Consider the following 25,969-nt stretch of genomic DNA (forward strand, 5'->3'; position numbering starts at 1 on the left):
CTTTATAAATGCAATCTCTGGCAATTTTAATGGAGTGCGCCGGCTCCAGATATCACCACCAAAACACTACTCCGTTTCCGGAAATTAACGGTTTTAGCTGAACGGCACCCTCAGAAAATTTACCATTTCAAATGTTTTAAACAATACATCTTTAAAAAAAAGATTACAGTATATTAAGAACTAAATATTTTTATAAATTGACCTCGCTAGGAGTGGCAAAATATGTTAAGTCCTAAACTTGACAGGGGTGTAGATCGAATCGGCAGCTGGCAAAATCATCCACAACAATCGGCACCCCCAGCCGGCTCAGCCTCAGACAATCTAGCGACCAATCCCCCAGAAAACAACCCCTTAGCCCTAACGCTGTGTCATGTCATAGAGCAGCATCAGAAGCGAGGAGAAGTGGAAAAGCTGAAGCGGGAATTGCAAGCAAGTGAAGCGCGTTTCCACAATCTCATCGTCAACAATGCTGATGGCATGGTGATTATAGACCGGCAGGGAAATGTCTGCTTTGCCAACCGGGCTGCACAAGCGCTGTTTAACCGCCCAAGCGCCGAACTTGTGGGAGAACAATTTTTTAACCGGCTCGTTGCTGTGCCCAACAACAGTGAGATCGCCACAGAAATTCTCACCTCCCCAGCCGCAAACAGCGCCGCAGAAATCCAGATGGTGCAAACACAACTGGTAGAAATTCGCCGCAAGGGAGAAACACCCCCGCACAAAGTTTGTATTGCTCAACTGCGCGTTGTAGAAACCGAGTGGGAAGGGCAAATCGCCCACTTGGCAACCCTGCGGGACACCACAGAACATCAGCAAACGCAACAAGCACTGCAAGAAAGCAACGCATTGCTCAAAGCTCAACAAGAAGCATCACCCGACGGAATTTTAGTCGTTGGGGAAAATAGCAAAGTGATCTCCCATAACACCCGCTTTCGCCAGATGTGGGAGATTCCAGAAGGTACACTCGCTGCCGGTGAAGACCAACTTCTGTATAACTGGGTATTCGAGTGCTTGCAAGCACCCGAAGAATTTATCGCTAAGCTAGAGTATCTCGACGCGCATCCAGAGCAAACTAGCCACGATGAGATTTACCTGAAAGATGGGCGCATTTTCGAGCGCAACTCCACACCGGCATTCATTCCAGATGGCAGATTTGCCGGCAGAATTTGGTATTTCCGCGACATCAGCAAGGGCAAACCAGCCGAAGCCGAAACCTTGCAGCAAAGTGAAGAACTGTTCCGCACCCTTTTTGAGAAAGCAGCCGTTGGCATCGCGATCGCAGATCTCAAAGACAGACGGATTCTCAACAGCAATTCCGCATTGCAGCAGATGTTAGGTTACAGCGCCTCAGAACTGCACAGCAAGACGTTCTCAGACTTTACCCATCCAGACGATCTCGCCGCCGATCTTAGACTTCACCGGCAAATGATTGCCGGCAAGCGAGAGCACTTTCAACTAGAAAAGCGCTTCATCAGCAAACAGGGCCAAGTAATTTGGAGCCGGCTGAGTGCTTCAATTGCTCATGATCGTCAAGGCAAACCTCAGTTTTCCATTGGCGTGATTGAAAACATCACTGAACATAAGCAGGCATCAGAAGCCTTGCAACACAGCGAGGCAAGGTTCCGAAAACTCTCAACCAATATTCCGGGGGCAATTTACCAATTCCTGCTGCGAACCGATGGATCTGTTGCGTTTCCCTACATCAGCGCCGGTTGTGTCGAACTTTGCGGCTTAACGCGCGAACAAATTCAGCAAAATGGGCTTCTGCTGGTCGCCTGCATACATCCCGACGATCGGCAGCAGTTTGAAGAATCAGTCGCGCTAAGCGCCCAAACCCTGCAGCCTTGGCAGTGGGAAGGCCGATTGCTGTCGGGAGATTCCTGCAAATGGATTCAAGCGGCATCGCGTCCAGAACGAACCCCCACCGGCGATATTGTCTGGGATGGTTTGTTAATGGACATTACAGAGCGCAAGCAGGCGGAGGAAACCCTGCTGCGCGTTACCCAAGCTGTGGAAAGTGCCAGTGATGCTATTTCCATTACCGATGCCACCGGCACACCCATCTATCACAATCGCGCATTTCTAAATTTGTTTGAATACACCGTGGAAGAAATGATCGCTGCCGGCGGGCCATCTGCAATTTGCTCCGACCCTGCTGAGGCAGAGTCGATGATTTCATCACTGCAAGCCGGTCTTTGCTGGAGTGGGGAATTGACAGCTCAAAGCCGCACCGGCAAGACGATGCAAATTCTCTTACGTGCCAATGCCATTATCAACAAAGCCGGTGAAATGGTGGGAGTGGTGGGCATTCATACCGACATTACCGAACGCAAACGCTCAGAACTTGCCTTGCGCCAGTCAGAAGCTCAGCTAAGACAGCAAACCAAACAGCTTAAGCGCACACTGCAAGAGCTTAAAACAACCCAATCCCAGCTGATTCAAACGGAAAAAATGTCGGGTCTCGGACAAATGGTGGCCGGCATTGCCCACGAACTGAATAACCCCGTTAGCTTTATCTACGGGAATGTTGCTTATGCTAATGACTATATTCACGACTTGCTGGGGTTAGTCTCTCGCTACCAGCAGCGCGACCAAGCCAGACAGAGTGAGGGAGAGGCAGATGAGATTGCCCAATATGCCGAAGAAATCAATCTTGATTTTCTGCTAGAAGATTTACCCAAATTGCTGTCCTCTCTAAAAGCCGGTGCTGAACGCATCCGGGATCTCGTTTTAAGCTTGCGAAACTTTAGCCGCTTAGATGAAGCGCAAATGAAGCCGGTGAATATTCATGAGGGAATTGATAGCACGCTGTTAATTTTGCAAAACCGGCTCAGAGCCAAGCGAACTCAACCGGCAATTCAGGTGGTGAAAGAATATGGTGAACTGCCCCTCGTGGCGTGTCATGCAGGCCAGTTAAATCAAGTATTTATGAACATCCTCACCAACGCCATTGACGCCTTGGAAGAGGACGCAGAACCAGAAAATTCTCCTTCCGGCTTCACGGCGAGCACTTCCCCACCTGCCACGATTCGCATTCACACCTCACTCTCACAAACTCAAAAATCTCCCAGTAAGGACTTAGCACGCAGCACTTCTATCGTCATTCGTATTGCTGATAATGGTGCCGGTATCCCCTTTGAACTCCAAGGCAAACTCTTCGATCCCTTTTTCACAACCAAGCCGGTGGGGAAAGGCATCGGTTTAGGACTTTCCATCGCTTACCAAATTATTGTTGAGAAGCATGGGGGAGTTATAAACTGTTTTTCACAGCCTGGCGGGGGAACAGAGTTTGTCATTGAAATTCCCATTCATCAGAATATCCCAGCAGCAAGCCCATCCATTTAATCCACCAATCAGCCCTTTTCAAATTGAAGGATTTCCTCCTATAAAATCTGTTAAGGAATGAATTCAAATCTAGCTAAGAACAGGTAAATTCAAAGGAGACGTCCCATTTTTGTCAATTTGTAGTGCGGGCAAGATGCCTGCTTACTTTAGTCTCAGGGAGCATCTTGCTCCGAATTCAAAGCGTCACAGCTTAACAGCCTTTATCTTTAAGGAGAGAAAACACTGAACTGCCAGACTGGGTTGAGGAGCGAATCCATCTTTTCAACGGAACAATCAAAAAAATCCTTGAAAATCTTATTTATAACCTTGTAAAATTTATCAACTTTTATACTTGTGGCCAGTCATTCCACAAGCCTGAGCCATGCCTGTGAAAAACTCGCCTTTTGATTCATCAGACTCTGAGTGTGCAATTGACCGTTACCCTTTAATTGTCAGTCCCCACACCTCAGTCGGGGAAGTGATTGCTCTGATGAACCAGACACAGAGCAGTTGCGCGATGGTGGTGGAAACATCGGCAGAGATACCCGCTTTGCTAGGAATTTTTACAGAGCAAGATGTGGTGCGTCTGGCTACCGGCGAACAGCTAGGAAAATGCCGGCACAGCAAAATTACACGCGTGATGAATTCTTCGCCGGTTGTCATTTCGCCGGCAGAAACAGAAGATATTTTAGCTGTATATAACTTATTGTGCGAACATCAGATTCGTCACCTGCCGGTGGTTGATCTTGAAGGCCGGCTTGTCGGATTAATTACTCAAGAAAGCTTGTTGCACGTACTTCATAAACCCGGCAGCGACTCGTGTAGAAACCACTGTTTGATCAGCAACTTACAAACATCAGATAGTCGCTTACCTCCCACAGCAAGCGAGGGCGCTCGATTCCGCTCTCTGATTGAAAACAGATTATTAGATCTCGTTCATTGCGACACTCAAGCCATCATCACGCGAACTCAGGAAGAACAAGCGCCCCAAAAATCGCTGCTACAAGAAGAGGAGCCGGCGCAACTCGCTCAACAACTGCTGGAAGTCAAACTAGCAGAAGAATTGATATTTCTTCAAGCTTCCTTACTCGATCAAGTACGCAGTGCAGTTATTGCTACCGATAATGCCGGCAACATTATCTACTGGAATAAATTTGCAGAACAACTTTATCTGTGGCCGGCAGCAGAAGTCATCGGTAAATCAGTTGTTGAAATCTTATGCCTGGATACAAACAAAGCACTGGCTCAAGAAATTATTAACTCCTTGCTTGAAACCGGCCAGTGGGAAGGAGAATTTACAGTGCAGCGCAAAGACGGAACCAGCTTTGTCGCATTAGTCAGAGATTCCGTCCTGAAAAACCAGATGGGCGAAGCGATTGGAATCGTTGGCATCTCTGTTGATATCACCAAACGCAAGCAGATGGAAGAAGCGCTCAGGCAAAGTGAAGAACGCTTTCGCCGGCTTGTTGAAACCATGAACGAAGGCTTAATCATCTGCGATGCCAATGGACTCGCTACCTACGTCAACGAGAAGTTTTCAGCCATGTTGGGATATTCCTCAACGGCAATATTAGGCTGGTATGTTCTCCAATTTCCCCATAAAAATAATCAGGAACGTTTGCAAGAAGAAATTGCTAAGCGTCAGCGGGGTGAGAGCAGTTCTTATGAATTAGAATTGACCCGAAAAGATGGTCAAAAGTTATTTGCTCTCGTCTCTTCAACACCCATTTTAGACACGAATTCTCAACTTAAAGGAGCCTTTTCCGTATTTACAGATATCACAGACCGTAAGCGTTATGAAGAGCAATTAAAAAATAATCAGAATTATCTTGAAGAACTTGTTCAGCTTCGCACAGACGAAAAAACTAAAGTTATCTCACAACTGCAAAAAACCAACAAACGACTCAAACAGGCAATTGCCTCCCGTCAATTGATCGTCTCATCCTTGCGATCTTCCCAGCGTTTTATCCAGCGAATTAACGACACAACACCCCATATTGTTTATCTCTACGACCTGATTGAAGATCGCAATATTTATATTAACCAGCAGTTTACAGATCTGTTGGGCTATCCGACAACTGCCCTCGAAACAGCGGCAGCAAAATTTCTGGTAAAAATATTGCATCCCGAGGATCAACCAGCTCTCCAAAAACTACACCGGCAAACGATTAACGCTCAGGATGGAGATGTTGTTGAAGGCGAATACCGGCTACGGCACGCCAATGGCGAATGGCGCTGGTTTCGTAGTCGGCAAGTTATCTTTACCAGAGATAATGCCGGCGTGCCCCAGCAGATTTTAGGTACTTGCGCTGATATTACGGAACGCAAACAATCAGAAGAAGCACTGAGAAAAAGTGAGGATCGCTACCGAGCCTTTGTCGCTCAAAGTTCTGAGGCAATTTCCTGTTTTGAATTTGAGCCGGCAATCTCAGTTGAAATGAGCGAAGACGAGCAAATTCAACAGATTTTTCAAAACGCTCACCTGGCTGAGTGTAATGATGTCTTGGCTCAGATGTACGGCTTTAACTCAGCATCCGAAATTTCAGGCATCCGAATCAATAACCTCATTCCTGATATAAACCCGCACTATATTGAACAAGTGCGTGCCCTGATTCGTTCAGGCTACCGGCTCGACAAACTAGAATCCCATGAGGTTAACGCTTGGGGAGATGCCAAATATTTCTTAACCAGCGCCGTTGGCATTATTGAAAATGGCTTTCTCGTGCGACTGTGGACAACACAACTCGACATCACCGAGCGCAAACAGATGGAGGAAGCACTGCAGCTTACTCAGCAGCAGCTACAACATTTGCTTGCTTCCAGTCCCGCAGTGCTCTACAGCGCCGGCACTTCCCCCGACTCCGCCACGAACTTTATCAGCGAAAATGTAACGGGACTGCTGGGTTATCAACCTCGTGAATTTACAGAAGATGCGGATTTTTGGCGTCAGCACGTTCATCCAGACGACTTGGAAACAGCCTTGGCTAAGATGCTGGTGCTATTTGAGCAAGGACATCACACCTATGAATACCGCTTTTTGCGTAAAGATGGTTCTTATCGCTGGATGCGCGATGAAATGCGCCTGATTTGCGATGCCGGTGGTAATCCTTTAGAAATTGTTGGTTACTGGGCGGATATCACGACGCAAAAAGCGGCAGAGGAAGAAATTTATAAAGCCTTGGCGCAAGAAAAAGAACTTTCTGAACTGAGATCCCGGTTTATCACCCTCACCTCCCATGAGTTCCGCACGCCTTTATGCACGATCCTTTCATCTGCGGATCTGCTGGAGTTTTACCTCGAACAACAGACTTCGCAAAAATACTTACAACATATCCAGCGGATTCAAGTAGCTGCTGTCCACATGACGCAGATGTTAAACGACATTCTGTTGATTGGTAAATCTGATGCCGGCAAATTGGAGTGTTATCCTGCGGCGCTTAATCTAGAAGCGTTTTGCCGGCAGATGGTTGAAGAGGTGCAAAGCAGCAACGCTGCAGCCTCTCAGTACACAATTACGTTTAGAGGTTACGGTTCCTGTACGGACGCTTGGATGGATGAAAAGTTATTACGCCACATTTTTATTAACTTGCTTTCTAATGCCATCAAATATTCAGAACCCTCACAGCCCATCCTTTTTGAAGTAAGCTGTCCGCATGAAGAATTGATATTAAAGAATGAAACATGGGAAGCGCCGGCTCAACAACTTCTCAATTCTTATGGTTTACCGTTGAATGCTCCTGTCGTTATCTTTCGCATTCAGGACGGGGGGATTGGGATTCCTGTTGAAGATCAGCCGCGAGTTTTTGAGTCGTTTTATCGAGGCAGCAATTTGCACACCCAACCGGGCACAGGTTTGGGGCTGGCAATTGTTAAAAAATCTGTAGAGGCTCACAGTGGCCAGGTTCTGCTGGAAAGCGAAGTGGGTGCCGGCACTACGTTTACTGTGATCCTGCCGGTACAGCCCAACTGTTGCGGAACTTGAGGCAACCTCTGAGGGCATGAGCTAAGTTAAGCGGCTGAGAAAAGGCTTGAAACTATTTTTTCTGACAGCGCGACTAAATCGATTCTTCTCTATTGCTACACCCTTTTCCCTTACCGTACAACTCTGTACTTGTACGGAAGGGCTGAACCGTACAAGTACGGAAATCAAGTTTGTCAAATTTTACTGATGCTGCTTTCATCATCAGCAGTTAGCATCAAGATGTTGATAAGTTCAGCAACAGAGGCATAAAATTATGCCTCTGCGATCAAAATTCTTGCACCGTAGAAAAATCAGTATAGTTACATTTGTGTATTGACTTAGGGAATTATATACTAAAATTGAACATTACAAAAATATAGAATAAGACCCAAACGTATCAATAATATTTTTTTTAACTTGAACAATCCTAGGAATGATGGTGTATGTTTATCACTGACAGTAACCAGTTTAGAAATGAGAGCACGGTTAACACAAGTTTCCGTCAGGGAACCGCTGAGAAAATGCCTGACTCACTTCGTTCAATTCCTATGGATGCTGCTCCTGAAATTCATGAAGCTATCAATTATGTCTGGAATCTGCTCAAGCAACCTTTTGCCATCAACCAATTAACAAACCCTATGTCGGCTTGCAAACTTGGGCCTTGCGAAGAACAGCAAGGGTTACACGTAGAAGTGGAACAGCTCAAACAACAAATCCGAGCCAGTGAAGCTCGCTTCAAAAATATCATTGACAAGAATGCAGATGCAATTGTGATTGTTGATGCCGGCGGCATGGTTCATTTCGCCAATCCATCAGCAGAATGGCTATTTAATTGCACTGCCGTTGAACTGTTGGGCCAAGACTTTTTTGGCAAGCTGGTGGTAGAACGGCAAGCGTGTGAGATAGACACCGGCACGATCCGCAGGATTGGCCCAAGCACAAAGAAAGATACACGGGTTGTGCAAACGCAAGTCGATGTGCTCCGCACGGATGACCAACATCTCATTGCAGAAATGCGGGTTGTCGAGACTGAGTGGGAAGGACAAAGAGCGTTTCTGGCTTCCTTGCGCGATATCACAGAACGTAACCGTGCAGAGGAAGCCTTGCGCCAATCAGAAGCGAGATTGAGAGAGCAAACGCAACAGCTAGAAAAAACATTAAGCGAACTCAAACAAACTCAAGCCCAACTGGTTCAGAGTGAGAAGATGTCTTCTCTCGGACAAATGGTTGCCGGTGTGGCTCATGAAATTAATAACCCGGTTAATTTTATCACCGGCAATCTTGCTCACGCCCAACACTATGCCTCAGATTTGCTCAGCCTTTTGCATGTCTACGAACGGCACTATCCCAACCCCGTCCCGGAAGTTGTGGCTGAACGGGAAGCGGTTGATATCGATTTTCTCAGCGAAGACTTTCCCAAACTTATGTACTCCATGAATATCGGTGCTGAGCGTATCCGTGAAATTGTGGTATCGTTGCGTAACTTCTCTCGCCTGGATCAAGCCGAAATGAAGCCGGTGAATATCCACGAAGGAATTGACAGTACGCTCATGATTTTGCAAAGCCGGCTCAAAAGCACTGCCGGTCATTCAGGGATTTCGATAATCAAAGAGTTCGGTGTATTGCCCAAGGTTGAATGCTATGCCGGCCAGCTCAATCAAGTGTTTATGAATCTTATCTCTAACGCGATTGATGCTTTGGAAAAGCAGACGTCTCCACGAACAATCTCAATTTCCACCTCACTCAGTTCTAAGTCCACAGTTATTATTCGCATTGCCGACAATGGGCCAGGTATTCCTCTGTCTCATCAAAACAAGCTTTTTGATCCGTTTTTTACGACAAAACCTGTGGGTGCCGGCACTGGCTTAGGACTTTCGATTTCCTACCAAATTATTGTTGAAAAACATGGAGGCATTTTGAAATGCGTCTCGAAACCCAATCAGGGAGCTGAGTTTTGGGTTGAAATTCCGATTCGCGCTAACGTGCCGGTGGAAACCTTGTAACAGCGGGTAAGAATTATGGTTGACAAGGCAAAGGAAAGGCACGATAACTTAACCCGTTTCTTTTGCCTCTCCGTTTTTTTTGCAGCCCGGATTAGAAGGTGCTGCGCCTAGAACTAACCCGTTGCCGGCGTAAATGCGACATTTATATTCAATAATGATGTTTGATTTTGTCGTGTTATTTTAACGTGATTATTATTTAATTTAACAATTTTAATTATTTATTCATTAAATTATAGGAATTTATTTACACTTTTTTAAAATTTTGCTCTAATAAACTAAATTAACTATGACTATGAGTATGAATCCCGTTTATTTAAAATAAAATTCTGATGGTTCTTTGAAAAACTCATTTACTTTATGCGCGGCATTTTATAGAAATTTTATAAAAGGGTGTTAAAGAGCCTGGGATGCACCCAAGAATTTTTGCACAGGTTCATTCCTGTCTATTGAGCATAAATTTTTAGTTTTGCAGCAATATAGCATAAACATTGTTTGTCTTTCTTTTGAACGAGCGAGAGCTTGTAGAAGTTCTGTTGAGGAACCATTAGCAACCAATTAACAGTAAATTGGTATAAAATTGATAAAATCGCTTTTTCGCATAAACCGGCATATGTTAATTAAAAAAGTGTTAGTTATTACATTCCCTTATTTCAAGGCTCAGCCTTAACCTCTGCAACCGAAGCTGTCGGCCAAGCAAAACCGGCATGAAATTAAAGCTAAGGCTTGCTTATGGTTGAAAAATTAAAAATGAAGCGAAATAATTAACAAAAGGGAAAGAGCAAGAAAAAAGCAAATATTTGCATAGCTATAAATTTGTGAGAAAACCCAAGAATGACGTATGGCAGTTTTCAATTCCTTGGAATCCATAGTTGACAGCTTAACTTAAATATTGTTGTCATGATTGAACTTCTTATAGCAAAAGTTACAAATACTTCTAAACCACCTGTGTGCATCTGTGGTTTATATAAAAAAAACTTGATTTCGCCAAATTCATTATTAATCCGTTACTATAAAATAAATATCACTAAGTTTGTATTCAGAGCAATGCAAATTCTATAAAATTTTCCTTTCTATAAAGATTTATAAAAACAAAAAAATAATATTTTAAAGAAAATCTTAATCTTCGTAATCTTTCACTCAGGGAGACGATCAGATGCAGCAAAAAATGAGAAAAAATAGGGAGAAAAAAACAAAATTATTCCAAGAAAAAGCCTTAACCCAAGCGCTTCTAAATTTTACTACCGGCTCAGCCATCGTAGTTGATCCTACTGGCACGATCAGAGCATTGAACAAAACAGCAGCTCAAAGAATCGGAAAAATCCCCGATGAACTCATTGGGTTATCCCTTTACGATCTGTTACCAAGTGATATTGCCGGCACAAGAAAAACAAAATTTGACGAAGCCATTTGCACCCTTTTACCGCTACACTTTGAAGACAAAAGCAATAATCTTTATTTTGAAAATCATATTAATCCAGTCTGGGATGGCTTACAGCTAAACGCTTTAATCGTTTATGAGCGCGATATTACAGCCCTTAAGCAAGCAGAATCCGTAAAAGCCGGCAGTGAAAACGCAACCGGACAATATTACCGCGCCATTCTTGACGCCCAAAGCGCAACAATCTGCCGGTTTTTGATAACCGGCACCCTCACCTTCGTTAACCACGCCTGTTGCGAGTATTTTGGCAAAACATCAGAACAATTGCTAGGCGAGAACTTTTTCTCTCTTTTTCCAGAAAAAGAACGAGTGGAGATCCAACAAAACCTCGCATCCTTAACTGAAGAAAAACCCCACGAAACACTAAAGTTTTTTGCAAGCGAATCGAACGGAAATACTCGCTGTCAAGGGTGGGCAATTCGCGGTATTTTTAACCCGGAAGGGGTGCCGGTTGAATTCCAGGCAGTCGGAGAAGATAGGACGGCACAAGTGGAAGCCGAAACAACGCTGCGAGAGAAGCAACGTCTTCTCGAACGCATTACCGAAGCCACACCCAGTATTATCTATCTTTACGATCTTATCGAGGAGCGAAACGTCTATTGCAACCGCGCGATGTTTGCAAAGTTGGGCTACACACCGGCACAGATTCAAGCAATGGGCGCGGCGTTTCTCCCCAACGTCATGCACCCTGAAGATTGGGCAAAAGTACAGATTAACTACGAGAAATTTGCCGAAGCCAAAGAGGGGGAAATTGTAGAAGGCGAGTACCGGATGCGACACGCCAATGGCGAATGGCGCTGGTTTTATAGCCGCGATACCGTTTTTGCCCGCACAGCCGATGGCTGCCCGCATCTGCTGTTGGGGATCTCTGAAGACATTACCGAACGTAAACAAACTGAGCTTGATCTGCGTTCGTCTCGGCAGATGTTGCACTTGGTCATTGATAATATTCCGCAAGCAATCTTCTGGAAAGATAGAAATTCTGTTTACTTGGGCAGCAACCGTCTGTTTGCCAAAGATGCTGGGCTGGATTCTGTAGAAAACATTGTCGGTAAAACAGATTACGACTTCGCTTGGAAAAAAGAAGAAGCCGACTTTTTCCGCGAGTGGGACTGGCAAGTGATGGAGACAGACACCCCGCAGTATCACATGATTGAAACCCAACTTCAAGCCGATGGCAAACAAGCTTGGCTAGACACCAATAAAGTGCCCCTCCATGACGCCTCAGGAAAGGTAATTGGCATTTTAGGCACTTATGAGGATATAACTGAGCGCAAACAGATGGAGGAAGCGCTGCAAGCGAGTGAGGAGCGATTTCGTCTGTTGGTGGAGGGGGTGAAAGATTATGCAATTTATCTGCTCGACGCCCAAGGATATGTGAGCAGTTGGAATACCGGCGCAGAGCGTATCAAAGGATATTATGCCCACGAGATTGTCGGCAAGCATTTTTCTTGCTTTTACGAACCCAAAGAGCGGCAGTTAGGCAAACCGAATCAGCAGCTAGAAACTTGCGCCGCCACAGGTCGGTTTGAAAGCGAAGGCTGGAGAATTTGCAAAAATGGTTCGCGATTTTGGGCGAGTGCGACGCTCAGTGCCTTGCGAGATGAAGTAGGGCAACTACGGGGTTTTGCAAAAGTCGTGCGCGACATCACCGAACGGAAGCAAGCAGAAGAAGCATTGCAAAAAACCAATGAAATTTTAGGCATCAAAGTTGAAGTGCAGACCACAGAATTGCGTGTGGTGATCGAACAATTGCATCAAGAAATTGGACAGCGTACCCAGGCAGAGGCACAAGCGCAAAAAAGCCAGCAAAAGTATCGCTCAGTTGTTGATAGCCTCAAAGAAGTTATTTTCCAAACAGACACAGCGGGAGCGTGGACATTTCTTAATCCGGCTTGGTATGAAATCACCGGCTTTAGTGTTGAGGAAAGCTTAGGAAAGTTTTTTCTTGATTTCGTCCATCCCGACGATCAGCAGTGCCAGATCGAGCTGTTTCAACTGCTAATTAACGGCCAAAAAGATTACTGCCGGCAAGAAATTCGCTACCTTACCAAGCCTAATAACAACTCGCACAGCGGCTCTATCCGAGGTGGGATCAGTGAAGCGGCTGGCGGCTACCGCTGGCTGGAAGTGTTCGCCCGTCTAAACACCGACGATCCAGACAAATTCACCGGCATCACCGGCACCCTCAACGATATTACAGAACGCAAGCAAACCGAGGCGGCGCTACGGGAAAGTGAGGAACGGTTCAGACGAGCCTTTGAAGATGTGGCCACCGGCATGGCTCTCGTGGGACTCGATGGGAGTTACTTGCAGGTAAACCGTGCGTTGTCTGAGATGCTGGGTTATTCAGAATTAGAATTAACGGCAACAACTTCCCAAGCGCTAACTCATCCCGCAGACGTACCTCTGTGCTTGGAGATTCACCGCAACTTTGAAACCGGCCAAATCTACTGCCAGCAAGTGGAAAAGCGCTACATCCATAAGAATGGCCACACAGTTTGGGCGCAGCTGACAAAGTCCCTGATGTATGGTGCTGAAGGTCAGCCGCTTTATTATGTCTCACAGATCCAAGACATCACCGAGCGCAAGCAGGTAGAGGCGGCGCTGCGCGAATCAGAAGTGTTTTTCCGCCAGTTAGCAGAAAATGTTGACGAAGTCTTTTGGATCGTCACTCCAGACTTCAGCCAGATGCTGTACGTCAGTCCGATGTATGAACAAATTTGGGGTCGGTCTTGTGAGCAGGTTTACGCCTCACCCCTCTCCTGGCTAGATGCCGTACATTTAGAAGATCGGGAGCAGTTAATGCCAGCGCTTGCCGGTTCTATGGCTAAACTTCAGTCCTCTCAATCGAGCGAGATCGTCTTAAATCAGGAGTATCGCATCATCCGACCTGACGGATCTATCCGCTGGATTTGGGATCGCAGTTTTCCTGTTCGCAATGCAGCCGGTGAGGTTTACCGGCTCTGCCGTGTCGCTAAGGATATCACGGGTCGCAAACAGGCAGAAGAAGAACTTCATAAGGCGCTAGCGAAAGAGAAAGAACTTAGCGAATTGCGCTCTCGATTTGTGACAATGGTTTCTCATGAATTTCGCACACCCCTGTCCACTATCTTGTCTTCTGCAGACTTACTGGAATATTATTGCCAAGAATGGCCCCTTGAGAAAACCGAGAAAAAACTCGAACATCTCGTGCGGATTCAAACGGCTGCGGTTAATATGACTCAGTTATTAAATGATGTGCTAGTGATTGGCAGGAACGATGCCGGTAAATTGCCTTTCCACCCCACATGGGTCGATCTTCCTACCTTCTGCTGCGATTTAATTGAAGAATTCCAAATCAGTGCCGACAAGCTCCATATCATTGAATTTGTTCAAGTTAGACCAAAGCTTTCACACAATATAGAATCTGTCTACCGCAAATTTACTGAAGTTTTGGCTGATGAAAAGCTGCTGCGGCAAATCCTCAGCAATCTGCTGTCAAACGCGCTGAAATACTCCCCCAAAAAAGGACAAATCACATTTAAACTCGCTTGTCAGCAAGCACAAGCAATCTTCCAAATCCAAGATAACGGGATTGGGATTCCGCCAGAAGACCAACAGCGACTCTTTGAGGCGTTCCATCGCGCTAAGAATGTTGGAGATATCCCAGGAAGCGGCCTAGGGTTAGCTATTGTAAAAAGAGCAGTAGATATGCACAGCGGCTATATTACAGTTAAAAGTGAAGTTGGTATGGGAACTACCTTTACAGTCGCACTGCCATTAACCAACCGGAGCAACTTTGATGAAGAAGATTCTAGTGATTGAGGACGAGCAGCCTGTTTTAACCAATATCCTAGAGATTCTCACGTCCGGAGGATTCAACTCTATCGGTGCGGATAATGGTGAGTTTGGCGTGCAGTTGGCCAGGGAAAATACCCCGGATTTGATTCTGTGCGACATCATGATGCCAGTCTTGGACGGTTATGGGGTGCTGACTCAACTGAGATCCGAGCCGGCTACCGCAGCGATTCCTTTTATTTTTCTCACCGCCAAGGCGGATAAAACAGAACTGCGCCAGGGGATGAACTTAGGCGCAGATGACTATCTCACAAAACCTTTCCGACGCAAAGAGTTGCTCGAAGCCATTTCTACGCGGCTTGCCAAACACGCAGCGTTGATGCAGCAATATACGGCTGAACGCCAGCGTGCTGAAGCACTCAACCAAAAAATGCTGGAACTTCAGCACATGAGCGACACCCAAGAGGAACTCTTGAAGAAGCTGATTTCTGAGCTGTCCGATCCCCTCTCCAACATCAACATGGCAATTCGACTGCTGAAAAATCCCCCACCGGGAGGCCACAAAGAGCGCTATTTAGAGATTTTGCAAGAAGAATTTGAGCGCGAAATCGCTTTACTCAATCAGGTTTCTGAGTTACAAAGTCTGCTGACGCCAGATAATATCCGCCTTCTGCGTCAATTCAACCTGCTCAATCAAAAAAGCAGGAACTAAAATATGAGCTTGGTTGACGTGCAAAAGTCTAAGTACGTATGGGATTTTTACTTAAGGGGCGGGGATACCTGTTTTCCCAGAGTTGGCTTAAGCTATATCCAGAAGGTTTGTTTTGGCAGTTTTTCGATCAAGTTTGGATGTTGTCGATTCGAGGCAATTTCGATAGCTGAAAGCTACGCACCCCAACAAATTCAGCATCTTGGGCAGTGGATCACGCTTTGTCGATCAAACTTACCCGCTCCTCTGCTCAATAACGAATAAACTTTTTGTAAAAAAAATTAAAGGATATTTAAAACATGAAAAATACAATTTCTGCATAAAATCTGTTAGAAAATGAATTTTGGTTGTTAGACAACCGAGCCTTAATTGCTGAAGGCATTTGGTGAAAAGATTAACACTTGTTAGGTTGCATCTATCAATATGGCGGATAAGTCTTTATGCTGTTTTCAAATCTCCCGCAGTCTTTGCACGCTAAAGGTCTGATGCGAAAAATTCTGGTTATTGAAGACGAGGCTCTCGTCCGCGCTAACATTCTGGAAATCCTTGAGGCCGGCGGAGAGTTTGATGCCATCGGTGCAGAGAACGGTAAGATCGGCGTGCGATTAGCCAAAGAACACCTCCCCGATTTAATTCTGTGCGACATCATGATGCCAGAACTCGACGGATATGGTGTTCTCAATGAACTCAAAACAGACGCCGCTACAGCAGCAATTCCCTTCATTTTTCTCACGGCAAGGGCGGATAAAACGGATCTGCGTCAAGGGATGAATTTAGGGGCAGACGATTATCTTACCAAGCCCTTTCGGCGCACTGAACTGTTAGGAGTGGTGGCAACCCGTCTGGAAAAGCAACTTGCTGTGCAGCACCAATATAAGACGCAGCAGATGCAATTAATGGCGTCAGTTCAGCAGTTAGAAGAAAGACTGAATTATCTGATTCATTATGACAGCCTAACGAATCTTCCCAATCAGCAATTATTGCAACAGCGGCTGCAACAATTGCTGCTTCAAGCCTATCACCATCAACAGCAGGTGCCGATTTTATCTTTGGATTTAGATCGGTTCAACCGCATTAATGAAACCTTAGGGCACGCAGTCGGCGATCAACTTTTGAAAGCAGTCGCTAACCGGCTGATTCAATGCGTTGGAGGAGAGGCTAGCACGATCGCGCGTTTGAACGGCGATCAATTTGTGATTGTCTTGGCTCCCGGCAAGGACAATTGGGCGGCGGCAGAGAGTGCCCAGTTGATTCTTAATGCGCTTTCTCAATGTTTCGTGTTGAACGGTCATGAGATATTTATTACAGCTTGCATTGGCATCTCCGTTTATCCAGACAATGGGCCTGATCTGAGTATGCTGCTGCAACACGCGGATGCTGCGCTGTCTCATGCACAGGAACAAGGGGGAAATCACTTTCAGTTTTACACGCCCCAAATTAATGACTATTTCTCGAAAACGCTAGCTCTAGAAGCGAGTTTGCATTATGCGTTGGAACGCTCAGAATTTCAGGTTTACTACCAACCTCAAGTAGATTTTAAGACAGGACTGATCTCTGGTGCGGAAGCACTTTTACGTTGGGATCATCCGGAGTGGGGGTTTGTGTCGCCGGCAGAATTTATTCCCCTAGCAGAACAATCCGGCTTGATTCTGCAAATTGACCAGTGGGTTTTAGAGAGTGTTTGTACTCAGCTTGCCGAATGGAAATCTCGTGGTTTACCGCCTTTACGCATTGCGGTGAATCTGTCAGGCCGGCAGTTTCATCATTCCAATCTGTGTGAAAATGTTGTTCGGATTTTAACTAAAACCGGCATTAATCCTAGCTATTTGGATTTAGAATTAACCGAACGGATCATTGTGCAAAGAGTCGAAGAAAATATTACCACTTTAAAGCAACTTAAAGCTTTGGGAATTCAAATTTCTATCGATGATTTCGGCACTGGCTACTCTTCTTTAAATTACTTGAAGCAATTTCCTTTTGATACTTTAAAAATTGATCGTTGTTTTGTCTCCAATATTGCCAGTGATTCTAAAAACGCAGCGATTACCAAGGCCATGATTCAAATGGCTCACAGCTTGAATCTGAAAGTAATTGCTGAAGGCGTAGAAACTGAAGCTGAACTCGCGTTCTTAAAACAAAGTGAGTGTGATGAAATGCAGGGTTATTTATTTAGCCGGCCACTGCCAAAATCAGAATTTGAAAACCTTTTAGTATCAGGAAAATGTTTGAAAGCTTACAATTAAAAAATAATAAAATGAAACCTAAAAAAGTTTGCGATCAAGGCGAAAATTACTTAGCATGAGTTAATTTTTTTAAGATAAATATAGCATTTCTTACTTATATAAGGAGCAACAGATAACCCCTTTTGGAGGGGGTTTGGGGGGAACCTCCCAATGCCTTTCTGACTTTTATATTTCTTGACAAATTGCCTAGATTATCAAAGCAGTTGAAGAAATAGGAAAATAAGCCGGCTCCAGGCTGCCGGCTCACGTCACACCCACGCCTTATTCCACCACCGGCCACTCATTCAGCGCCAGAACAACGCCCGCTTTAAGCGCCGGCGTCAGTTGCTCATTAGTCGCCAACAGCTCTAATTGCTGACGGGCATTTTGAGGAGCCAGCTGCTTCAGCGCCGCAAGGGCATGAAGCCGCACCCCCACATCTAAGTCTGCCAGCAGATAAATCAGCGAATCTAAAGCCTGCCGGTGTCCCAACTGCCCCAACCCCAAGGCAATCGCTTTTCTGATGCTGGGATGCTGAATTAGGGGATGGGAAGAGTGCAGCAGATTCATCAGAATTTCAGCAGCGCGGACAGTCAGCGCCGGCAGTTCCATGCGTCCCAAAAGGGCCACGATTTCTTGACCCACTGCACACTGCGTTTGACCGACAAGCGCCTGTTGCAAATACTCCAGCGCCTCGGTGGTTCCCATCCACCCTAAAGCCCGGATCGCCTCGATTTGCAAAGGGACAGGGGTTGCGGACGAGCGCAGCACCTCAAACAACGCCGCAGATGCCGGTGCAGTTCTGAGCCGGCCTAGTGAAATCGCCGCCTGCTGGCAAACCTCAAAATTGAAATCCCACAACCGCGCTGTCAGCAGCTTGACCAAATCCAGTTCGTTTTGCAAATCGGGACGCAAACCCAAACCCATGACAGCTTCTCGTCTCACGGGTGCAGCTAAATCGTTCAAAGCATCCACCAGCACCGGCACAATGCGCGGATCGCGGAACGCAATCAGTGCTTCAATGGCAGCAGCCCTCACCAGCGCTTGCCCGTCCTTGACAACACTCAGCAGTGGCGCAATCGTTTGAGCGTTACGAATTTGGGCGAGTGCTTTCACCGCAAACAGCCTGGACTCTTCCTCTGCTAAAAGGCTGATTAAAGCATCGATTGCCGACGCCCCTAAGTTAGCCAAAGCCCCAGATGCCATTGCGTTTAACTCCTCACTTTCAGAGGTTTTCAGCAATGCTACGAGGGCGTGAATCACTGCCGGCTGATTAAATTCTCCCAGAATCCGACCCGCGAACCAGCGCAGTTCCAAATCGGCATCTTCATCTTCTAGAATTTCAATCAGCGGCTCAATCACTTCAGTGCCTAAACTTGGGAAAATTTTCGCAACATCCCAGCGCTCTTGAAAATCCCCCGCTTCCAAAATCTCTAACGCCCAAAGCAGCAGAATATTGAAATTTTCTTGTTCCGCCGGCTCGCATTTCTCAAGGCCACTTTTCTGATTTTCCCCCATGAGCAGCTGCTGCAAATGCTGGGTCAGTAATGACCAGTTTGCTTGCTGCTCCGCTAAACGCGCTTGCTCTAAAATCAAAACATTTGACATCGTTAAAGTTCAACGTTCCCAGGTGTTTTACAAAAATGCTTGCCAGAAATTAGCCTGCTGAGTTTCTGGAGTGGGATGTCCGCAAAATTTTGCCGGCCTTTAAATTAACCACGTTACTCTAAAATTATCCGGTTGAGCCGATGTTGATGTCAAACACTCATGATTTTTATGCAAAATACTCATATTTCCAGCAGCGTTATCAGGCAGACCAATTTTATTTATATTTTAAATAAGTTTAATTTCAGCGCATTTAAACATCAAGTTTAGCTATTTTTTATCAACAACAGCATCCCCGCAGGGATCGATGGGATGCTGCTCTCGTTAACTCACCTTGACTAGAACAGAATCGCCCTCTATTTTAGCTTCATAGGTTTTCAGCGGTTGTTTTGCCGGCCCTTTGAGGACTTTGCCATCAGGCGCGAAGTCGGAGTCATGACAGGGACATTTCAACACTTTTTCACCGGCTTGCCACACCAAACTACAGCTTTTGTGACTGCAGGTGGGATTGACTGCTAATAAGCTGCTGGCATCCGCTGGGTTACGGATCACCAAAACTGGGCCAACGGGGAGTTGTTTGTTGAGGATTTGGCCGGCTTTATCTAATTCGGCTACGCTGCCGACGGCTTGAAATCCCGTACTGCCTGCCGCAGATTGCGGTGTGGTTGTGGAATTGTTGGCTGATGGTGAGGATGGGTTGGTGGCTGCATTTGGAGAACACGCGGCAATTGCCACCGGCAAAGAAGTGGCTAATGCGCCGGCACCAACCCACGTTAAAAATTCACGACGATTCATAGCAGTTTCGGTGTTAATGGTTATGTATTTGGCGACTGAGGCTGGCAGAGTGTCGGTTCCCCGTTCCATTGAATGATGCCCCAAGCCTAGTATCTGCTTACACTCACGCGTAAAAAACCGCAAATTTACGCGAGTAGGGCTGGTAACGCTCAAATCTCTATGGTCAAAAGAAAATTTTATATAATTTTTAGGATACTATTAAATAAATTTAAGTGAGCGTCCAACGGGTTCAAATTGAGCCGAGTTGCTGGTTTCCACCGCAGTCAGACGGCTCAAAACTTGCCAAGGTGGGGTAATGAAACCGTTGAGGGGATATCCGAATTGGTTTGGTTGTGTCCTTTATTTCTTTGCCGGCATTGTTTACCCGCAATGCTGACTTTGTGGGATCTTTAGAGAGAAACGTACTTTTTGATACATTTTTAAATAAAAAAATCTGAAAGCATTTAAGTGCTGAACTTCTATTATTTTGAGTAAGTTTTAATTCAGTAAAATCACGTAGAGAATGGCGAAGCTTGGCAGGAGGGTGCATAATTTAAATAGGAACGTTGGTTTGATTTGTTTGATTAATGACGGTTAAAAAGTAAACTTATATGCTGACAGCAGATTGAAGCAATTCAACCATTCCAAGCACAGCAATAGTTTGTAATTAAAGATACGATTTAAGCCGGTTGAAATTCTAAATTGTAAAGTATAGATAAATCAGAACGCCTATGCCGCTAAACGCTCAAACTCTGTCTTCATTCGATGCCAACGCTATGACTGCTGAAACTTCTATAACCGATAACGAGAAGAAGCGTCTGGGGAAAGTTTATCTCGTAGGTGCCGGCCCAGGAGATCCGGGGCTACTGACAATCAAGGGTAAGACACTGTTAGAGTGCGCGGATGTGGTGATTTACGATGCCTTGGTTAGCCCGCAGATTTTGGCTTTGATTAGCCCATACGCGGAAAAAATTAATGCCGGCAAGCGCAGCGGGCGTCACTCTTTGTTACAAGAAGAAACGACACAACTGTTAATTGAACAAGCGCAGAGTCATGCGGTTGTCGTGCGGCTGAAGGGAGGCGATCCGTTTGTCTTCGGGCGCGGCGGCGAGGAAATGGAAGATTTGGTGGCTGCCGGTGTGCCGGTGGAAGTAGTGCCTGGGGTGACTTCTGGGATTGCCGCGCCGGCTTATGCGGGAATTCCATTAACGCACCGATCTTACAGTTCTTCGGTGACATTTGTAACCGGCCACGAATCGGCTGGCAAATATCGGCCTGATGTGAATTGGCACGCAATTGCTCATGGTTCAGAAACGATTGTAATTTATATGGGTGTTCGCAATTTGCCTTATATTATCGGTGAGTTGCGCGATGCCGGTTTGAATGTAGAGACGCCGGTGGCATTAATTCGCTGGGGAACTCGACCGGATCAAGAAGAACTGATTGGCACCTTAGCAACGATTGTGGAACAAGTCGAGGCGACGGGTTTTGAAGCGCCGGCAATTGCTGTGATTGGAAATGTGGTTAATCTCCATCAAGTTTTAGCGAGTTGCAGGCCGGCTGTGTTTGCCTAAAATAATCTCTTGGTTGCTTTGAGGGGCTGGCACGAATGCCGGCCTCCTTTTTTTTGAGAGGCCGGTAATCATTCTTTCTAAATACGAACTTTTAGCAAATCAATCACATCGGTACTCCACTTCAATTGAAAGCCGGCGTGATTGTTTTGGCCGATATATGGCAGCAGTACACTTAATCCCTTTCCTAATATTGTAGGTTCCCAGAGGTTGCTAATTTTCCGTTGCAAATTCATGGCTGCCAGTAGTTTGTTAATTGTAATCGCACTCATTCTCTTGCCGGTCTGCTTCTCTAATTCTTTTGCAATTTCAGTTGGCGTGAGGAATTGGGTTTGCGTCATCTGCGAAATCGGTAGAAACATAATTCAAATCACTCAAGTAAATTTATAAATTCAATTCAATTTATAAAGCTTTGGATTTTCAAATAAGGATTTTATAGATTTTGTTTGAAACCAATTTAAAGCCAATTACAAAGCAAAACCAATTTGAAGCCAATTTGTGATTAAGCTTTAAAATGATTGATATTTGAGGGTTGTTACCGGAATTCACCAATGCTTTATGGACTTTACATCTGAACCAGATAACAACAAAAGGGAAAATGCTCACTTATATCCTGTGCCCCCAGGCTTGCATCCAAAGCTCCGTCAGGCGTTTGACGACAGGTACAGGACAGGAAAGCTTCGTTTAATGAAGAAGTTTACAGATGACTGGAGCAGAGAACTCGGTATTACTCCGCCGAGAGAGCAAACAATACGAAATTTCTTAGAAAAGGAGCGGAATGTTTGCGAGTTCTGGCTTCTTGATGGGTTTTGCCAACTCCTGCTCGGATGTTCAGTTGATGAACTCCCACAAATCCAGCAAGCAAGTATCCCTCCTCAGAAAGACACCAAAATAGAGATAAGTGAGGACATAGGCGATGAGCACACCTTGAGCATCAGTGCGGTCAATCCCTTCCTTTACGAGAAGCCTGTCACCAACCCAAATGACTTCATTGGCCGAAAGCTGTTGTTAAATCAGCTTTTTGAAGAACTAGCAAGAGGGGGCAACCGTTCCCTTGTTGGGGAAGGGAAAATCGGTAAGTCTTCCATCTTATGGATGATTTGCAAATTGGGGCCAGAACGTCTTAGGCGACCCTCTGAAGCATTTATTTACCTAGATATGCGAAATGTTTATGATAAGCGAGATTTTTTTGAAGGGCTTTGTAAGAAATTGCAGATTAAACCTCCCTGTCGGGGCGGCAAGTTGAAGCAGAAACTAAAAAATCGAAATCAAAACTACATTCTTTGTCTGGATGAAATTGACAATATGGCTCATGAGGAATACTTCACAGAAAAGGAACGGGCAGAGTTATGTGGGCTTGCAGAGGAGGAGTGCAATCCTTTAACGTTAGTCACTGCTAGTGAAAGGCCATTAAGATATTTATTTCCTGATTCACCCAACAGATCATCCCCACTCGCCGGCCTCTGCCGCCAAATAGAGGTGGGGCGATTCTCACCAGAGGAAGCTCGTGAGCTTCTAACGCAGCGGCTAACGGATACAGGCATAACCTTTAGCGAAAGCCAAATCAGCGAGTTGGTGGCTGAAAGTAATGGCTACCCCGACATATTGCAACAAAAAGCTGCCGATTTGTACCGTCGTCTCACACAACAATAAACAATTCATGACAACCTTTTCTACTTATCGGGGTGAACTCCCTGAATCTTTGAGTCCGCTCAATTGGCGTCACTACTTTTTGCTAGCTTATTGTGTCTTCTTTCGTCCTACTGCTGTCAAATGCTACTTACACCAAGCTGATCCCTCTGTTTACCGCGATGAACTAGGGTGGAGCCTCTTGCGCCCTTTACCTCGTATCCGAGCTTACCGCAATCTTTACCTGATGATTCCTGGTTTGATTGTAGGGTTTTCTTTGCTGTTGAATCTGCCAGTTATGCTAGCGATTAGTTGGATACAGCATACATCAGTAAAATGGTTAGGATGGGCAGTTGTTCTAGCGTCAAGTCTACTCTTCAGCGTAATAGAGACCCTAGCATTAGGCGTGGCAGACGGCATAGGATTCGCAGTGACACACAATGTGTTAGCAAGTCTATTTTTCGGTGTAGCACACGGCATGGTACGCAGTCTGGTGTTCTCTTTAATGAGTGGCGTGATGCTTACTGTAGCTTTCAGTACGATATTCGGCCTAGGGTTCGGCGCTGTGAACAGTGTGGTTTGCAGTTTCATATTCTGCTTGTGGTTCGGTACGCAAAGTCATGGTCTAATCTCTGGCTTGGTGCTAGCTATGGTAGGTGTTGGGGGTGCTTTGCATCTTCCCTTTTATGCTTTTCAGCTTTGTATGGCTGGAAGCGTGTTAAGGAAAAAAGCGCATCCTGTTGAATGGGACGAACTAATTATATTGCCATTGCTTGGAACAGAAAGGATGCTTATCCAGTGCTTGCAGCAAGCTGAATTAGACGGACTAAGACTGATTGATCAAGTAGCTCAAAATCCTTTTCAGCGATGGGCAGCACAACGAGCTTTACAAATTTATTTACACAATCACCAAGAGCCAATTAAGTTCTTTTACACCTTGCTTTCTTGTAGTGATTTAAATGATTATATAGTTACACCTTTAAATGCCTTAGAGCCAATAGAGATAAAAACAAAAAAACAGTTGTTATTGGCTTTAATAGCAGGAAAACAGGGAACTCCTTACCTCCGTTTTCTGTCACGAGGAAAAATTTTAGCGCAAGTCGAACTTCTAATTTGGTGGATAACTACTCCACTGCGAGATCACCGCCGTACACTTTTAACGCGTTTCGCTGACATTTTATACGGACTGGAAACAACAAATTATTTTATTCTAGACTTAGAAAAAGAAATAAAAGGAGAAAAAAAAAGAGGAGAAAAACATGGTTTGTATTATTTATTTTTTCAACATTTAACTTCACAATCAGTTCAAGACTTAATAATATTTCCAGGCGGCAAAGAAATTATTTATTCATTTCAAGCATTAGCTACCTTTCTATCTTACGAAAATCTATCGGAGCTACCCAATGCCTCGAACCTTTTACTAGAGCTGCCCCCCCTTGAATCGGCCATCCGCCCCACAGTGCTGGCTGCATTAAATCGCTTGGGAAAAGTTGGTGTAGAGGTTGCCACTTACCAAACTGCTAGCAATCGATCTAACAAACTGGCTGCCTTAGCCCGGGCTACAGATGAGCTTGAGGCTATATATAAGTATGTTGTTTCTCAAGTAGTAACTCTAGAGCAGGCTCCTCTGGTGGTGATCATTCACCAATGGCGCAGGTTGGTGAGCGAAGTTGGCGGTAAGCTGGGGCGTGCGGTGGTGTCTGGCCCAGTGCAAAACCCGTATGTCGCTGGAAACCCAGTCACTGGCAACCTGTTTGTAGGACGTGAGGATATCCTTTGGCGCTTAAAGCAATCGTGGACAAAACCAGGACAATGCGACTCAGTGGTGTTATATGGACACCGACGCATGGGCAAAACTTCTGTTCTGCGAAACATAGGTGCATATCTAGAAGCAAACACGGTGCTGGTGATTATTGATATGCGGAGTGAGGTTGTAAATACCACTTCTGAGTTACTTTATGACTTAGCAATAGAACTGTTTGGCAGCCTCTCCCCAGCACAGCAAGAAAAATTGGGAGAACCAGATGAGCAACTCTTCTCTACCAATAACCCTTTTAGAGCCTTCAAGCAATTTCTTAAAAACCTCAACTTTGTCAGAGGTGAACAGCGATTTATTCTAGCTATAGATGAATTTGAAATTATTGAGGAGATGATTGAGGACAATCAGCTAGAACCACGCTTGCTAAATTTTTGGCGTAGTATGATTCAAAAATATGACTGGTTTATTATGGCTTTTATCGGGCTACATACCTTAGACGAAATGCGCCGAGACTACTGGAATCCTTTTTTTGGAAATCTCAAATCGGTTCCGGTCAGCTTTCTCTCTGATGGTGCTGCACAACAATTAATTAAACAGCCATCACCCGATTTTGATATTGAATATGAGTTAGAAGCGGTAAAACAAATTATAGAGTTAACTAATCGTCAGCCTTATTTAGTGCAGTTAATAGGCGATATCTTAGTTTCGCACTTTAATCGTCGCACTTTTGAGGAGGGCCAAGAACAAGAAAGGCGATTCACTGTTCAGAATATTGAGGATGTTATCGACTCCACAGAATTCTACGCTGATGGCGATGCCTATTTTAATGGTGTCTGGGTGCAAGCAAAAGACAGTCAGCCAGATGGACAGCTTGAGATTTTACGACAATTGTGTGTAAAAGGAATGTCATTGACGGAACTGGTTCAGGAGACTGGCTTGACGATCCAACAGGTACAAGCAGCATTAGAAACTTTGCAAAGGCACGATGTCATTAAGTTAGACGCTTCTCACTACGTTTATACCGTTGAGTTGATGCGTCGCTGGGTAAAACGGCAAGAAGGAGTATAAAGTAGTCACTCTAGGATTGCTGTTTATTATAAAAAGTTGCATCTGCCAATAATACCAGAAAAACCGGCTCAGTAATTTCACCGACACTCCTCCATCCCTTCAGTAAATCAGTAAACTACCGATACC

12 protein-coding genes are annotated in these 25,969 nt (G+C 45.2%); 9 read left to right on the plus strand and 3 right to left on the minus strand.

All coding sequences use genetic code 11. The features are described from left to right. Window positions 1-222 precede the first annotated feature (222 nt). The 6 genes from H6F56_RS22460 (at window position 223) to H6F56_RS22485 (ending at window position 17,458) form a co-directional block, all read left to right on the plus strand. A complete protein-coding gene (locus tag H6F56_RS22460; RefSeq protein ID WP_190673106.1) occupies window positions 223-3,345 on the plus strand; it encodes a PAS domain-containing sensor histidine kinase in 3,123 nt (1,040 codons plus the stop codon). A 361-nt stretch (window positions 3,346-3,706) separates the two neighbouring features. Further along, window positions 3,707-7,306 carry a PAS domain S-box protein gene (locus H6F56_RS22465; protein WP_190673108.1) on the plus strand — a complete coding sequence of 1,200 codons (3,600 nt, stop codon included), beginning with the start codon at window positions 3,707-3,709 and terminating at the stop codon, window positions 7,304-7,306. A 500-nt stretch (window positions 7,307-7,806) separates the two neighbouring features. Then, window positions 7,807-9,288, plus strand: a complete 1,482-nt coding sequence (locus H6F56_RS22470; protein ID WP_309236615.1) for a PAS domain-containing sensor histidine kinase — start codon at window positions 7,807-7,809, stop codon at window positions 9,286-9,288. Between the two features lie 1,153 nt (window positions 9,289-10,441). Then, the gene (locus tag H6F56_RS22475; protein ID WP_190673113.1) at window positions 10,442-14,533 is read left to right on the plus strand and encodes a PAS domain-containing sensor histidine kinase; all 4,092 of its coding nucleotides are present in this window, start codon (window positions 10,442-10,444) and stop codon (window positions 14,531-14,533) included. Next, window positions 14,511-15,218, plus strand: coding sequence for a response regulator transcription factor (locus tag H6F56_RS22480; RefSeq protein WP_190673116.1), 708 nt, complete (start codon window positions 14,511-14,513; stop codon window positions 15,216-15,218). The genes H6F56_RS22475 and H6F56_RS22480 overlap by 23 nt, the downstream gene beginning before the upstream one ends. A 437-nt stretch (window positions 15,219-15,655) precedes the next feature. Beyond that, a complete protein-coding gene (locus H6F56_RS22485; RefSeq protein WP_242032125.1) occupies window positions 15,656-17,458 on the plus strand; it encodes a putative bifunctional diguanylate cyclase/phosphodiesterase in 1,803 nt (600 codons plus the stop codon). A gap of 261 nt (window positions 17,459-17,719) precedes the next feature. On the opposite strand, the gene H6F56_RS22490 is transcribed toward H6F56_RS22485, so the two are convergent. Together H6F56_RS22490 and H6F56_RS22495 are read right to left on the minus strand one after the other, a co-directional pair. Then, window positions 17,720-19,045 carry a HEAT repeat domain-containing protein gene (locus tag H6F56_RS22490; RefSeq protein ID WP_190673122.1) on the minus strand — a complete coding sequence of 442 codons (1,326 nt, stop codon included), beginning with the start codon at window positions 19,043-19,045 and terminating at the stop codon, window positions 17,720-17,722. Window positions 19,046-19,366: 321 nt separating this feature from the next. Beyond that, complete coding sequence (locus tag H6F56_RS22495; protein WP_309236616.1) at window positions 19,367-19,906, minus strand: ubiquinol-cytochrome c reductase iron-sulfur subunit; 540 nt, start codon at window positions 19,904-19,906, stop codon at window positions 19,367-19,369. Between the two features lie 686 nt (window positions 19,907-20,592). Between H6F56_RS22495 and cobA the strand changes: the two genes are divergently transcribed. Beyond that, window positions 20,593-21,390: a uroporphyrinogen-III C-methyltransferase gene (gene cobA / locus H6F56_RS22500; protein WP_190673283.1), complete on the plus strand. Its 798-nt coding sequence runs from the start codon at window positions 20,593-20,595 to the stop codon at window positions 21,388-21,390. A gap of 77 nt (window positions 21,391-21,467) precedes the next feature. Here cobA and H6F56_RS22505 read toward each other — a convergent pair whose 3' ends face one another. Next, window positions 21,468-21,749, minus strand: a complete 282-nt coding sequence (locus tag H6F56_RS22505; protein ID WP_190673125.1) for a hypothetical protein — start codon at window positions 21,747-21,749, stop codon at window positions 21,468-21,470. A 325-nt stretch (window positions 21,750-22,074) separates the two neighbouring features. On the opposite strand from H6F56_RS22505, the gene H6F56_RS22510 reads away from it, so the two are divergent. After that, window positions 22,075-23,040, plus strand: coding sequence for a hypothetical protein (locus H6F56_RS22510; RefSeq protein WP_190673127.1), 966 nt, complete (start codon window positions 22,075-22,077; stop codon window positions 23,038-23,040). A gap of 223 nt (window positions 23,041-23,263) precedes the next feature. After that, complete coding sequence (locus H6F56_RS22515; protein WP_190673131.1) at window positions 23,264-25,843, plus strand: ATP-binding protein; 2,580 nt, start codon at window positions 23,264-23,266, stop codon at window positions 25,841-25,843. Window positions 25,844-25,969: the final 126 nt, after the last annotated feature.

The organism is Microcoleus sp. FACHB-672 (genome assembly GCF_014695725.1).
Taxonomy (GTDB): domain Bacteria; phylum Cyanobacteriota; class Cyanobacteriia; order Cyanobacteriales; family Oscillatoriaceae; genus FACHB-68.

Bases quoted from the DNA above. Each gene is read 5' to 3' on its own strand.
- H6F56_RS22465 (WP_190673108.1), top strand. From the start codon at position 3,707: ATGCCTGTGAAAAACTCGCCTTTTGATTCATCAGACTCTGAGTGTGCA.
- H6F56_RS22475 (WP_190673113.1), top strand. From the start codon at position 10,442: ATGCAGCAAAAAATGAGAAAAAATAGGGAGAAAAAAACAAAATTATTC.
- H6F56_RS22480 (WP_190673116.1), top strand. From the start codon at position 14,511: ATGAAGAAGATTCTAGTGATTGAGGACGAGCAGCCTGTTTTAACCAAT.
- H6F56_RS22495 (WP_309236616.1), bottom strand. From the start codon at position 19,906: ATGGAACGGGGAACCGACACTCTGCCAGCCTCAGTCGCCAAATACATA.
- H6F56_RS22460 (WP_190673106.1), top strand. From the start codon at position 223: ATGTTAAGTCCTAAACTTGACAGGGGTGTAGATCGAATCGGCAGCTGG.
- H6F56_RS22515 (WP_190673131.1), top strand. From the start codon at position 23,264: ATGATTCCTGGTTTGATTGTAGGGTTTTCTTTGCTGTTGAATCTGCCA.
- H6F56_RS22505 (WP_190673125.1), bottom strand. From the start codon at position 21,749: ATGTTTCTACCGATTTCGCAGATGACGCAAACCCAATTCCTCACGCCA.
- cobA (WP_190673283.1), top strand. From the start codon at position 20,593: ATGACTGCTGAAACTTCTATAACCGATAACGAGAAGAAGCGTCTGGGG.
- H6F56_RS22485 (WP_242032125.1), top strand. From the start codon at position 15,656: ATGCTGTTTTCAAATCTCCCGCAGTCTTTGCACGCTAAAGGTCTGATG.
- H6F56_RS22490 (WP_190673122.1), bottom strand. From the start codon at position 19,045: ATGTCAAATGTTTTGATTTTAGAGCAAGCGCGTTTAGCGGAGCAGCAA.
- H6F56_RS22510 (WP_190673127.1), top strand. From the start codon at position 22,075: ATGAAGAAGTTTACAGATGACTGGAGCAGAGAACTCGGTATTACTCCG.
- H6F56_RS22470 (WP_309236615.1), top strand. From the start codon at position 7,807: ATGCCTGACTCACTTCGTTCAATTCCTATGGATGCTGCTCCTGAAATT.